The 13,795-nt window shown below is 46.8% G+C and carries 8 protein-coding genes; 5 read left to right on the top strand and 3 right to left on the bottom strand.

Annotated elements, in window-relative coordinates; translation table 11 throughout:
- The first annotated feature begins 8 nt into the window (after positions 1–8).
- The 3 genes from QUA25_RS25335 to QUA25_RS25325 all read left to right on the top strand — a co-directional run bounded on the left by QUA25_RS25335 (position 9) and on the right by QUA25_RS25325 (position 2,721).
- Positions 9–1,736, top strand: a complete 1,728-nt coding sequence (locus QUA25_RS25335) for a succinate dehydrogenase/fumarate reductase flavoprotein subunit (RefSeq protein WP_333042089.1) — start codon at positions 9–11, stop codon at positions 1,734–1,736.
- Positions 1,737–2,210: 474 nt separating this feature from the next.
- Complete coding sequence (locus QUA25_RS25330; protein WP_096831014.1) at positions 2,211–2,435, top strand: hypothetical protein; 225 nt, start codon at positions 2,211–2,213, stop codon at positions 2,433–2,435.
- A 130-nt stretch (positions 2,436–2,565) separates the two neighbouring features.
- Complete coding sequence (locus QUA25_RS25325) at positions 2,566–2,721, top strand: plasmid stabilization protein (protein ID WP_333042087.1); 156 nt, start codon at positions 2,566–2,568, stop codon at positions 2,719–2,721.
- A gap of 37 nt (positions 2,722–2,758) precedes the next feature.
- Here QUA25_RS25325 and QUA25_RS25320 read toward each other — a convergent pair whose 3' ends face one another.
- Together QUA25_RS25320 and QUA25_RS25315 are read right to left on the bottom strand one after the other, a co-directional pair.
- Positions 2,759–3,649 carry a Uma2 family endonuclease gene (locus QUA25_RS25320; RefSeq protein ID WP_333042085.1) on the bottom strand — a complete coding sequence of 297 codons (891 nt, stop codon included), beginning with the start codon at positions 3,647–3,649 and terminating at the stop codon, positions 2,759–2,761.
- A gap of 257 nt (positions 3,650–3,906) precedes the next feature.
- Positions 3,907–4,815, bottom strand: coding sequence for a tetratricopeptide repeat protein (locus tag QUA25_RS25315; RefSeq protein WP_333042083.1), 909 nt, complete (start codon positions 4,813–4,815; stop codon positions 3,907–3,909).
- A 584-nt stretch (positions 4,816–5,399) separates the two neighbouring features.
- Between QUA25_RS25315 and QUA25_RS25310 the strand changes: the two genes are divergently transcribed.
- Positions 5,400–6,647: a hypothetical protein gene (locus QUA25_RS25310; protein ID WP_333042082.1), complete on the top strand. Its 1,248-nt coding sequence runs from the start codon at positions 5,400–5,402 to the stop codon at positions 6,645–6,647.
- Positions 6,648–7,628: 981 nt separating this feature from the next.
- Here the strand turns inward: QUA25_RS25310 and QUA25_RS25305 are convergent.
- Positions 7,629–12,500 (bottom strand): CHAT domain-containing protein, encoded by a 4,872-nt coding sequence (locus QUA25_RS25305; protein WP_333042081.1) that lies wholly within the window; start codon positions 12,498–12,500, stop codon positions 7,629–7,631.
- 81 nt (positions 12,501–12,581) lie between these two features.
- On the opposite strand from QUA25_RS25305, the gene rnhA reads away from it, so the two are divergent.
- The gene (gene rnhA, locus QUA25_RS25300; RefSeq protein ID WP_333042079.1) at positions 12,582–13,499 is read left to right on the top strand and encodes a ribonuclease HI; all 918 of its coding nucleotides are present in this window, start codon (positions 12,582–12,584) and stop codon (positions 13,497–13,499) included.
- Positions 13,500–13,795 lie beyond the last annotated feature (296 nt).

The raw sequence follows: 13,795 nt of genomic DNA, 5'->3' as shown, positions 1-13,795 counted from the left end.
TAAAAAAAATGCTAGAACACGACGTAATCATTGTAGGCGGCGGTTTAGCAGGTTGCCGCGCCGCAGTAGAAATTGCTCGGACTGACCCCAGTTTAAAGGTAGCTGTCGTCGCTAAAACTCACCCGATTCGATCGCACTCCGTCGCAGCCCAAGGTGGCATGGCCTCCAGCCTGCAAAATGTCGATCCCGAAGATAGTTGGAAAGCCCACGCCTTCGACACAGTAAAAGGTTCAGACTATTTAGCCGACCAAGACGCGGTAGAAATCCTCACCCGGGAAGCACCCGGTGTAATCATAGATTTAGAACACATGGGAGTCCTCTTCTCCCGCCTGCCAGACGGCAGAATTGCCCAGCGCGCTTTCGGCGGACATTCCCACCGCCGCACCTGCTACGCCGCCGACAAAACCGGTCACGCCATCCTCCACGAATTAGTCAACAATCTCCGCCGCTGCGGAGTTCACATCTATCAGGAGTGGTATGTTACGCGCCTGATTTTGGAAGAAGGCCAAGCCAAGGGCGTAGTTATGTACCGCCTTCTAGACGGTCAAATTGAGGTTGTCCGTGCTAAGGCGGTGATGTTTGCTACGGGGGGTTACGGCCGAGTTTACAATACCACGTCGAACGATTACGCCTCGACGGGAGACGGTTTGGCGATGACGGCTTTAGCTGGATTGCCGCTGGAAGATATGGAATTTGTACAGTTTCACCCGACTGGTTTGTATCCCGTGGGAGTGTTGATTTCCGAGGCTGTGCGGGGCGAAGGCGCTTATTTGATTAATTCAGAGGGCGATCGATTTATGGCTAATTATGCGCCGTCGCGGATGGAATTAGCACCCAGAGATATCACTTCCCGGTCAATCTCCATAGAAATTCGCGCCGGCCGAGGAATTAATGTTGATGGTAGTGCCGGCGGCCCCTTTATCTACCTCGATTTGCGGCACATGGGACGCGAAAAAATCATGAGCAAAATTCCTTTTGCTTGGGAAGAAGCCCACCGTTTGTTAGGAATTGATGCCGTAAATCAGCCGATGCCCGTGCGCCCTACTGTTCACTATTCAATGGGGGGAATTCCTACTAATGTTAGCGGGCAAGTTCGCAGCAGTCCTGAGGGTTTGGTGGACGGTTTTTTTGCAGCGGGGGAAGCAGCTTGCGTGTCAGTTCACGGCGCCAACCGTTTGGGCAGCAATTCGCTTTTAGAATGCGTCGTTTACGGCAAAGTTACTGGCGCAACTATAGCACAATTCGTACAAAATCGCAAGTTACCTGCCGTAGACGAACAGCGTTATATTACGGAAGCAAAAGAGCAAATTCAGGCACTTTTAGAACGTCCCGGAAAATACCGAATCAATCAAGTTCGGCAGCAGTATCAAGATACTATGACTGAGTATTGTGGCGTATTTCGTAGCGCCGAATTGATGCAGGAAGGTTTAAAGAAATTGGAGGATTTAGAGCGACAATATGAGGAGGTTTACTTAGACGATAAAGGCAAGTTGTGGAATACGGAAATTGTGGAAGCTTTGGAGTTGCGGAGTTTGATAATTGTCGGGAAAATGATTTTAACTTCTGCTTTGAACCGACAGGAAAGTCGGGGAGCTCATTCGCGGGAAGATTTTACTGAGCGCGATGACAGCAATTTCTTGAAGCATACAATGGCGTATTATTCGCCTGCGGGGATTGATTTGGCTTATATGCCGGTGGCGATTACGATGTTTGAGCCGCAGGAACGAAAGTATTAAGTTTTAGGGTGGGCGATGCCCACCTTACTAATTAAACGGCAAAAAAAGGGGATAAATAAAACAATGCGCGAACTTCCAGAAAAGGAATTTAAGAACGAAGAAGCCAAACGAACTTTAACAAGCGAGTAGCTAGCGGCTTTGATCGTTGATGCACTCATTGATGCAAGCATTATCGATAAACAAAGGGTTCCAGAAGCCATCGAAATCGCTGCTGAAGAAATCGAGGTTCGTAAAGCTCTAGGTGACTACTTACTGAGTGCTCTCGCCTTGTAAATTGCTTTAGGATGCACGGGTGAGAAGCGATTGTAGAAGATGCAAATGTGGTATTAATTTTTAGGAGGGCAGTTCACACCTAATTTGTTCATTTTGAAAGTCGTCTCAGGACTTCTCCCCATCACCACTAAAAAATGCTATCTTAGGATAAATGTTGCTAAAATAAATACAAAATCTCGTGATTATAAGTAGAAAAAAAATATGAGTAAAACCACACAGACATCTCAATTCCAGCAAGCTCTTGAAGCTGTAGAAGTTTTATCATTAGAAGATCAAGCTATGCTTCTAGATATTCTTCAGAATCGTCTGCGACAACAGCGACGAAATGAATTACTCAAGGAAGTAGCAGAAGTTCGTCAAGAGTATGCAGAGGGCAATGTTAAATTTGGTTCGGTAGCCGATTTTATGGCGGAGTTGGATGATTGATGAAAATTGGTTGGACTCCCAAATCTATTCGTACTTTCAAAAAGTTAGTTCGTAAAAATCCTCAGCTTCGCCTTTTAATTGAAGCTACGCTTGAACTTTTGTCTGAAGACTGCTTTGCTTTAACCCCAGCTTGCGAACTCACAAACTGACAGGAGATTTATCGGGTATCTGGTCGTGTTCAATAGATTATGATTATCGGATTTTATTTGAGTTTGTGACCGATCCAGAAGATGAGGAGGAAGCTATTTTATTGCTCAAAATGGGTTCTCATGATGAAGTCTATTAAGACCGATCGCCCTTTCCCCCAATTCTCTCTCACTATCTCACTCTCCAGCATTCTCCGTCACTTCCTCCACAGATAAACTTAACGCCTCCGCCACTTGTTCGGCACTCAAAACCATTCCCAACAACCGGGGAATTGCATCCCTTCTTGCCTGAAATTCAGCTTGTCGTGCCTGTTCTGCACTCTCGGCTCGCAATCTTTCTTGTTCAGCTCTTTCCCGTTGTTGTTCCCCTCGCAATCTCTCCAATTCTGCTCTTTCATCGCCAATCAACAGCAAATTACCTTCCTCGTCCCACCAGCGCAGCCAAAGCATGGTTTGATTTTGATAACTGCCTTGCCAAAGTCCCAATTCTATGCCTAAAGATGCAATGGGAAAATGACCGCGTTGATTGAGTTCTAACAGTTGATAAAACCCCTCCATCAACCGATAAACTTCTAATCGACCGCTGTTAATTTCATAGATGCCGTAATAGGGAATTCGCATCACCTGTTCGTACACCCAAAACTTGCCCGGTTTGGTTATTACCCCTTCCTCGGTGCGAGATAAAGGAGTACGATCGCGCTCTTCATCACCGTTCCCGCTCGCAAATTCCAAAGCAATTAACGGTGCTATGTGTTCTCGCCACAGCACGTAGGAACGGCGAATTTGACCGTCAATGTTAGGAGGTACATTGGGAACGTAAAACCAATCAGGAGCTTCTGCACCTTGTTCCGCTGGTTCAGTTTCTCGCCAGTAAATGCCGCAGTCTTGACCGATCGCATATTGTCCGTCTGGATGCCGCTGCTGCAAAATTTGCCCGATCGAATCAGTTAAAATTAAACTCTGCGGATGCTCCTGAAAATTTTTTACAAAAGTACCGTCGGAGTCTGGTAATTGAGTGTGGTCTGGAAAAGCAGGAGGTAGAACAACGCGGTTAACGCTAGTATTCATAATTCCCTCCGAGGTCTTACCTAATTGATAATTAGTAATTGGTAATCGGTAATAGGAAGCTGGGCGCGAGGAATTAGAAACCCGGTTTATTCATGTATCTGTCGTCGTTCAACCAAGATTTATCGTAGAAACCGGGTTTCTTTTCCTCAGTCCTGCGTAATTACGAAGAAAGCAAGTAGTTTTGAGTTGAAATTATTAAGTTTTTCACTTAAAACTTTTTCACCTAAAACTCAAAACTCTTTTACTTAAAACTTTCCTTAAGGTTTCGGTAGCGCACCTTCTGGACTAGGAGAAGCAGCCGGTTCGGGAGTCGTCGTAGCCGCAGGAGAAGGCGAAGGAGTGCCACTAGCTAACTGATTAATTTGGTCTTTATAGTTAGGAGGAGCTAACTCAGTAGCTCGATCGAACAGCGTTTTTGACTCATCTGTTTTGCCCTGTTCCTTCAGCACGATCGCCTTTCCTAAAGTCGGGCGAAAATCTTTGGGATTAGCCTTAGCAGATTCGTCGTAAATTGCGATCGCCTCCTCGTAGCGCTTCTGCACAGCATAAACCTGTCCCAAAATCAACTGCACTGAAGTTACATCAACACTTTCCGGTTTCGCCAGATTGGCAGCCGGAGCAGCCTTCAGCGTATCTTGCAGCAGTCCGATCGCAGCTTCCGGCCGCTGCTGCACCAGCAGCAAATTCACCAACCCCTGCAAAGCCTTAATTTCCCCAGGCTTAGACGCTAAAATTGACCTGTAAGCTTGAGCAGCCCCTTCGCGATCGCCCGTGCGTTCCTTAGCCTGAGCCAGCAAAATCCCGTATTCAGTAGTCTCAGGATTCAGCGAAGCCAACTTTTCCAAAGGAGCGATCGCATCCTTAATGTCTCCCACTCCTTGCCCGATCAACTCCAGCCGCACTTGCAACAATCCCCGCAAAGCCGTTACGTTGTCAGGTTCCCGCTGCAAAACCAATTCGTATCCCCTAGCCTGAGCTTGCAGCAACTCTGATTGCTTCTCCCCTGACTGCGCCGTCTGAGTAGGTGTTGGAGTTGACGTACTTTGGGCTTGGCTGGCCTTGATAATACTGTCCAAAATGGGAACCAGAGAAAATCCCAAAAAAGCGATGAGCGACAGCACCACCACCACAGTAATCAACCCACGACGCTTATTTGCTTTTTCCATAATTCAACTATCCCAGCTTAAAATCTACTATTTTCTAAGAATTAACGCATTGCCCGGGGGCGTCTGCCATTTAACTAGATCCATGCAACCATAAAAGTTCTTAACTTCAAAGTCCGAACTTCGGACAAAGCAGCCTTTTACTTGCAGCTAATATGGTAACAGACCCACAACTCCATGCTAGCTAAACAATTTTGGACACTCAGACCCCCAGCCCCAAGGACTGCGGTGTCTGTCCAATTTAGTCTGGTCAAGCTAAAAATTACCGAAAATATGGCGGATCAGGCCGTTAGGTAATTGGATTAAGTAAAATAGGCAAGCTGAATATCCTAAATGCTATTAGCCAGCAACTCCAACTCGGCGCGATCGGCGATCGATCGGTCAGCAACTCCCAAAGTCCTTGCTCGCAAGGATTTTAGCAGCCAGCGAACCGATCGGCACTCGTAGCGTTGAAAGTTGGCGTTGACGGGTCACAACCAGACCTCCGGGCGCAAGCCCCAAGTCAGGTGCTAGTAGTTTTTAAAGCAGTTTCTTCAGTTTATTCCTAATTTCCCTTAAGGGATGTGTCTCCGCTGCAAGGAGTTTTTATGAACCCCTCTCCCAACCGGTCTTCCAAATCGTCCAAATCTACTTCTACTCGCAAGGCTCAGCCCAGCGAACAGGCCGTCAATCCGCCTAAAGACACAGATTCCATTCCTGAGACACCAGACGAAAGTTCGGTGCCTTCGGCGTTAGCTGCACCTGTTGACCAAAATCAACCGGCAACGCCAACAGACGCCCCAGCGTCCAAGGATAGGCTGCAACGACCACGCTACAGTTCTGCCCCCGACAAGGACAAAACAAAGCCACAAGACCAGCCCAGCAATGCTCCTGCACCCCCGGCGCCTGCAGCGTCTTCGACACCTGTCAGCGATACTCCAGCCGTAGCAGTCGCACCGCCGGCAAACGCCGACCCTGCCACTAGCGAAAGTCAGGCCGCTGAGGACATACCCTCCGTCATGCGCCAACATCCCATCCCCCCTCCCAGCGAACCCAGACAGTACCGAGCTGTTGGTTTGGTGCGGGGCCGCTACACGCCATCAGAAGAGCAATTCACCCGGGGTATGTTGATAGCTGCTGACGGAACTGCCATCGATGCAGTTTTACTGGGTAGAGTCATGAGTTTAGTCAAAAATCACCTGGAGCTGGAACAAGAACACCTGTGGGTGGTTTATCCGCGTACCAGACAAGAAGACGGCAACTTGCACGCCCAGATTATGGGGGTTTGGGAGCCGGAAACGCTCAAGAAACCTCCCGAACCGTCCTCTGATGAGGAAAATCAGGAAGCAGCGGAGATTGAGGCTAGCGGCGAAGCATCGCCCGCATCTTTGCCTCCCTCGGAACCTGATGTTGAAGATGGCTATTTTTCGATTAGAGGTGAGGTGATTTATCAATCCCAAGACGAAGAAAAGTATGTCATCGTCAAAATCAAGCAAGCTCCCCGCAAGAATGACGACAAGATGAAGTTTTTTAAACTGAAACTCAAGGGAGATTTAGCAACAAAGGCGATCGGGTTTTTTTGGGATTTCCACGTCAAATTGAAAGGTGACAGTCTGATGATTGAGCAGGCTAATAATATTGGTGCCCTGCCGATTAAAAAGCGGAAATTCCCCCCTGGCAGCAAGCCGCCCGGTGGCTTCAAAGGAGGAGGGAAGCGTTCGTTTACTCCTAGGCCCAGCGGTGACGGTGCTCCTGTAGGGCGTCCTACCATCAAATCCGCAGCAGCAGCACCACCGCCTGTCCCGAAGGAACCTCTTCCTAAGCCGGTTAAGAAGCCTAAGCCGATCGAGCAATAAAAAATAGTGAAAGTAAAAATGCAAGATTAAAGGTTAAAAAACTTTTAATCTTGCATTTTTACCACAAGTGTTGACTGCCCCTTGATCGGAGCATAAAAATAGATAAACTAATCTTGTAAACCGCTGATTTTAGCCATTAAAAATGAGTTTCTTAAACCAGTGAAAATAGCTAATTTCTTTACACATAAAAACCTGTAAATAGCGTAATTTATCTAGCAGCTTATCACCGATTACAGATGGAACATCCACAAATTGAAAAAGCAAGTAATAAATCAAAGAAGCATAGATTGGTATCCGAATATCCTTGGTAGGATTAGTGATTAAACGAGACAAATTTAAGTGCTTTTTCAGAAATATTCATAGCAACTCAATTTGCCTTCGTCTTTGATAAAATTATCGAATTTCTTCCTTACTATATCCCAGGTTTCCTGATTCAGGTAAATTGGTCACAAATCTAAATTATGTCCCGATCTATAAATATGAAAAAGTCACCAATCTTACTTGGACTGCTCGTTCACCTTTCCAAACTTCATAAGTTCCATTTTCCTTGATATTGAGACTAGAATTATTTTTAATTTTCAACATACAATATAAATTTTATTTTTTAAGTAATGCTTTAACTCGTTCAGAACTTGAAAATCCTCTATCCATTACAGCGACTCCCTTCTGGGGCAGGGCTGTTTCATTCTCAGGAAAATCGGGATTTTGACTCTTGTAGTGCCAAGAATGTCTACCTCCCCACAGACGACTTCACAGGCGTTTGAGACATAGGGGCAGCCACGGGGGGCAGCCCCTACAAGAGAATGAAACAGCCCTGCCCTGAAGAGGCATTCTCGCCCCGTAAAGCGATCGTGTGGTGGTGGACTCAGCATCAAAAATAGTGAAAAGGACGATCGCACTGGGAACTTACTGGCTTGCGGGCGATCGACTTTTCCCGAAATATCATTGATATCCAACCAATAACAAATCACTAATCACCAATCACCAAGGACTCCCAATCATCACAAAAGCCGACCAATAATAAGGATGCGACAACTTCAAATCCGCAAACCCTTGCAGCGAAGCCGGCAACTCCACCCCCTCACCCCGACTCAAACCCCGCAATCTGCCGCCCTCCAAACGCACATCTCCCCGCAACATCGCAATTTGCGCTTGTCGCAGCGCCGCCCCCTTAATTCGCGCCGTCTTCAACTGCTGGTAAAACTCACTCATCAATCCCAAAGTACCTTCATCACTCACGTACCATAAACTTCCCAAAGCCGTTTGCACTCCCGCTTGCAGCGCCAACCCCCCAAAACCCAACTCCGCTTGTGCATCTCCGACCGCAGTCCGACAAGCACTTAAAACTAACATATTCACCTGCGGATCATTCAATCTCAAATCCCGCAATTGATCCAGTCGCAGCCGACTATTCCACAACTGAATAAAAGAATTATTTGGTGTTCCAGGTCGAAATTCGCCATGAGTAGCTAAGTGAATAACCCCAAAAGGTCGGCTTTGATGCTGTCGCTTCAAATTATCCAAAGTGAAACCCTCATTTAGAAAACTAACTCCCGGCCACTCTCTAGAAATAGCAGCTATTTCAGCAGGAACTGCCGGCAAAGGATTCAACTCCGAAAATTCCGAGGCCCCCATTGCTAAAACTTGAGAATTTCTGAGATCGACGTAGCGAGTATCTGTTAAATTAATGCTGGGCATCAGGCTGAGATTGTACTTTTCCACCAAAAATTGCTGTCCGTCGTGCAAAGCAGCAAAGGGCATACCTCTCAAACCTCGATCGACAACAAAGGAAATAGTATCCGTTTCGCAGTTTTTCAAACTGTCCTCTAAAGGCGCAATCATCCACTTATAAAGCTGTTGCGAAGATGGTAGATAACTCGTAGTAGCCCGCACCCCCGGTTTGGTAATCTCACCTCTGAACTCATTTACAACTTTCAGCAGTTCTTCCCGGTTCGCTGACGGCACGCTTTTGTGCACCGCTTCACCGCAAGAATTTATTAACACTAAGTTTAATTTTTCCCGCTGCGAGAACAGATAAATTAAGCTGGGTTTTGTACCGGTTTGTGCACCCACGGATGCTAACTTTTTTTTAATTTCCTCTGGGGATACCAACTCGTCGCTGATGTTGATGCCTAAATATTCTCCGAATTCTTGGCTGAAAGATTTGTCCAGCAGAGACAAAGCTTCCGATATTTTGCCGGTTTCCAAATTCCGGCCGATATCGCCGCGAAATGCTGACTGAATAACTGAATCTCTGATATTTGAATTGATGAAATTTCTCAGTTCTCTGGGAGAGTGCATTCTTTCGGGCGGCATCCTTTCTCCGGGTTTTCCTATATCTCGCGATATTCTGTTTTGGTTCTGCCGCTGTTCGCGACTAAAGGGTTGGTTGCGATCTGGAAAAAGTGCTCTCCCTCTATCTAATGGGAATCTATCCGTTGGCGATGGTGAAGGAGTTGGATTTGGTGAAGGAGTTGGATTTGGTGAAGGAGTTGGGGTTGGATTTGGTGAAGGAGTTGGGGTTGGGGTTGGAGTTGGAGTTGGAGTTGGGGTTGGAGTTGGGGTTGGAGTTGGAGTTGGAGTTGGAGTTGGAGTTGGAGTTGGAGTTGGAGTTGGAGTTGGAGTTGGAGTTGGAGTTGGGGTTGGAGTTGGAGTTGGCGGAATAATATTGACAGCGCCATCGATCGGCGCAGCACTACCGTTAATTCTCGCATCTCCTTCCACAAAAGGTATCGGCGGGTTCCTATCGCCGCCGCCGTGGCGAATCGCAACCGATCCGGCCCGATCGCCTCTAACAGTCGAGATGCTAACTGGAGTGCCGTTTTGGTTGTTGAAAGTATCAGTTACTCGAACAAAATTGGGAGTTTCTATATTAACGTTACCGCCCGGAGCATTTATGGATGAAACACTGATATCATTTTGGGCATTAAGAGTGACTGTCGGAGTTCGATCGAACCCAATCGAATTAACATTTATTCGCTCAATTCTGATTTCGTTTCCGGCTAAAATCCTCACTATTCCTGAAGCATCTATATTGCCAGTGCTAACAGTTCCCCTGCTGCTAGTGACATCAACTGCAACTCCCTGCAAATCTCGTGAATTCACATCGAGCGGCGCTATTAAATTGACATTTCCTGTTGTAGCGTCTGTATTGCCAATATCAATACTTCCCGTATTGCTAGTTACATTAACTCCAACTCCCCGCAAATTTCTTGAATTTACATTGCCAGAAGTTGTCAAACTTACATTTCCTGTTGTGGCGTCGGTATTGCCAATATTAATACTTCCCGTATTGCTAGTTACATTAACTCCAACTCCCCGTAAATCTCCTGAATTCACATCAAGCGGCGCTATTAAATTGACAGTATTTTCTGTTGCTGTGGCGCGTCCACTCTCAATAATTCCCGAAGTGCTATTTACATTAACTTTTGTTCCCAGCAAATCCCCTACCTTTACATTTCCTGAACCTCTTATATTAATATTCCCAATAGATGTAGTATTACCGATCGCAATATTTCCCCGATCGCTATTGATATCGACTGAAGCCCCCAGCAAACTCTGTGCATTTAAGTTGCTGGTTGCTCTCAAAGCAATCCTAGCCGCCGGAGCATTGATGGAATCAACGCTAATATTAGTTAGGGCGTCCAGATTGACTGTAGGGATAATGGGATTAACTGGATTTGTGGCGACAGGATTAACAGTTATTATCCCTGTATTGATTTGCTGTCCTGCTACAATTCTCACATCTCCAGAAGTAGCGATCGCCCCCGTAGCGACACTCCCCGTACTGCTGCTAGCATTGACAGTCGCAGCGGTGAGATTGCCGACCGTTAAGTCCCTAAAAGCTGTCAAATTGATATTCTCAGTTGCTGTAATATTGACAGGTGTAGTATTAGGCACAATGGTATTGGCATCAGTCAAAACCCCCAAGGCCGCGGAGTTACTGGTAATATCAACATTCGATCCCTGCAAAGTCCCAAAATTCACATTGCCAAAAGCTCTGAGTACGATCGCCCCGGAAGTCCCAGTATCGATCGATCCTGTGACGATATTACCCCGAACAGTATTCAGACTAATACTGCCGTTGATATCAGCACGAGAAATGTCACTTGTCAATATAATATTGTCATTAGCTTGAATATTAATTGTCGAACTAGACGTTAATCTGCCCCCAGCTAGCACTCCGGCTTCCCTGCTCTCGATATTAATTTGACCGCCATTAATATCTCTAGTGGCGATACTTCCCGGCGCTGACAAAATTACAGGCCCACCGGCTGAAATATTTTCAACTGAAATCAAATTGCTCGATAAAAGTGGGCTTGTAAATATCGAATCTTCATCTAAACTGTTAGTAGGAGGATTTAGCAGATTTGCCACTCCAGCCCGCAGAATTAAGGCCGGACTGCTGCTTAAAATAGCAACATCTGGATCGTCGGGATTCCCATTTTCCCTACCCAATGCAATATCGGGGCCGGTAATTGTAATATCCTCGGCAACAATGCTCCCCTTCGCCTCGACTTTCAGCGAAACACCAGTATAATCTCCAAAGAAAACATCTCCTTCAGAACTGATAATCGGGTCAAATAAACTGACCAAGTTTCCCGGTATTCCCGATAAATTGCGAATCACAAAATTGCCACCCGAAACAAAGTGAGAATCCCCCGAAATAACGCCGTTGCTAACCAAACTCAAATTGCCACCGCTTTGGAATTGCGGGGGAAGAGATAAGCCGCCGATCGCATTTTGAGTGAGAATATCAATAGTGCGATCGGCCTGAATGTATAAATTCCCCCCAGCCTGCGCCAAAAAAGGATTCTGGGCGCTGTCCCTGACCCGCACCGCATCCCCACCCAGCAAACTCAAATCCCCCGTAGTTTGCAGCCTAGCGCCTGCTAACGTGAGATTTTCCGCAGCCCATAAATTCGCACTTCCCGCATTCAACTGCGGCAGCCCAGACACATTAGCAGCAATCGCCACATCCCCAGAATTCACCTGCAAACCAGAACCCACAAGCCGCACAGAACCGTCATCCGCAACCGCAACACCCGCCGCCTGATTTTGCCCCGTACCTGTCAGCAACTGCGGCAAAGAAACAGGATTCAAAGTCTGTGGAGAATTACCAAAATTTCCGCCAGTTGCTATTTCCAAACTCAACAAATGCCCCGGTTGACTAATGCGGAGAACATTTCCGCCCCCAACAGCAGCAACAGTAATTTGCCCGCCCGGGGCTGACAACTGCCCGGTACTAACAACCGTACCGCCAAGCAAAGCCAAATTTTGCCCCGGAGTCACCGCTAAATTGCCAGCATTAACAATACTTCCGGGTACACCCGCACCAAAATAAAAAGCATTTGGCGTACCCACCAAGGCGCTAAAATTATTTGTACCCGCAGCATTAAACAAATTAGAACCAAAACCAACACCAGTAGCAGTAGTTGCAGTAAAAGCCGCCGGCACATTCAAACTCGCGTTCGGGCCAAACACAATCCCCGCAGGATTAATTAGAAACAGATTAGAATTGCCGCCCGTGACAGTAATTAAACCGTTAATTAGCGAAGCGTCCCCGCCCGCAATTCGAGCTAATATATTCTGAATAGCCGAATTAGTCAGAAAATTAGCAATTTGACCTTCATTCAAGCCAAACTGCCCAAAACTGTGAAAAAGATTCGCGCCGTCTCCCGACAAACTGCCGCCGTTGATATCATAGCGGTTGCCGCTGGGGGTGACAACAGTACCCGTACCGTCAGCAGCAGGCACTATGGGCTGTGCTTGCGCGAAAGTATTAAAAATTAACAAAGAAAAGGGACAAATAAATAGCCCGACCTTTTTAATCTTTAAGTTGGCATTTTTCATAGCAGCAAGTAAAACTATCTCAATTGCCTTAATTATCGCACTTGCAAACAAGTTACCTCTAAATAACAAATTAATTCGCTCATGACAACTCCCAAAATCAAAAGCCTCTACACAGACGGCGCTTGTTCCGGCAACCCAGGCCCAGGTGGCTGGGGTGCAGTAGTTTGCTTCGCCGACGGCAACTGTCACGAGCTCGGGGGTGGAGACCCCCAAACTACTAACAACCGCATGGAAATGCAGGCGGCCGTCGCAGCGCTGGAATTTTTTGCCAATTCCGGTCAAACCGAACCCGTCACCGTTTACACCGACAGCGAATACGTTAAAAACGGCATCACTAAATGGATTCAAGGCTGGAAAAATAAAGGCTGGAAAACCTCAACGGGCAAAGATGTTGTCAACCAAGACCTTTGGCACCGGCTAGACAAGCTGAATTCCCGGCACATCAAGTGGGAACACGTCCGCGGTCACTCCGGCGACTTCTACAACGACAGATGCGATGAAATCGCCCGCAGCTTCTCGCACAATCTCACTCCCGAACTGCAACAGCAGAAACCAACTGCAGGTGAGACTCAGGCGGGAACTTTGGTCAGCGCGGCCGCACCGCCTCTAGGTTCGGAAAACACAATTGTTTCGGAAGAAACGGACGCAACTGGTAACAAAACGATAGAATCCTATGTCATAACTTCTGACCTTCCGATCTCCAACTCTACCATGATGGATTCAACTGCCGATACCCTGGAGAACTTGCCCCGCGAGGTGAGGGTTCAAGACCTCCGCAATCTGATCGAAACGTTGCACATCGCCGACGAGGTTGCGACGAAAGGCTACTTGATTACCAGTTCTGAACTGGCTGATTTGATGGATGTCAATGCCAGCGCTGTCACCAGTCGTGGAGACAACTGGGTTTGGCGGAATTGGGTAGTTTCGCGGGTGCGGCGCGAAGGCAACCAAATTCTCTGGCAATTAGAGAGAATCGACCACGTTAGTACAACTGATTAGTGGTTAGTCATGAGTTATTAGTTGATTAATAACTGATGACTAATGGCTGTCTCAAAGCAAGATTTGGCAAAATTCCGTAGGGACACAACAATGTTGTGTCCTTTTAGTCATCAGTTTAGTAAACAGACTACTTAACATCAGTCCCAGTTAAAAGAAAGAATCCAACTGTCTGTAAGCCCGTACTCCAAACCCTCATAAAATCAGTGATTTTGCATCTAACAATACTCCGGACAGTTTTTAAATAGGGATGCTTACGCAATAAAGCACAGAAGCGAAAAAACTGAGTGCTATCTGAA

Origin of the sequence: Microcoleus sp. Pol17C6 (assembly GCF_036701145.1) — a bacterium.
Classification (GTDB): domain Bacteria; phylum Cyanobacteriota; class Cyanobacteriia; order Cyanobacteriales; family Microcoleaceae; genus Microcoleus.
Note: the sequence above shows the minus strand (reverse complement) of the source record. Positions and strands in the feature narration are given on the sequence as shown.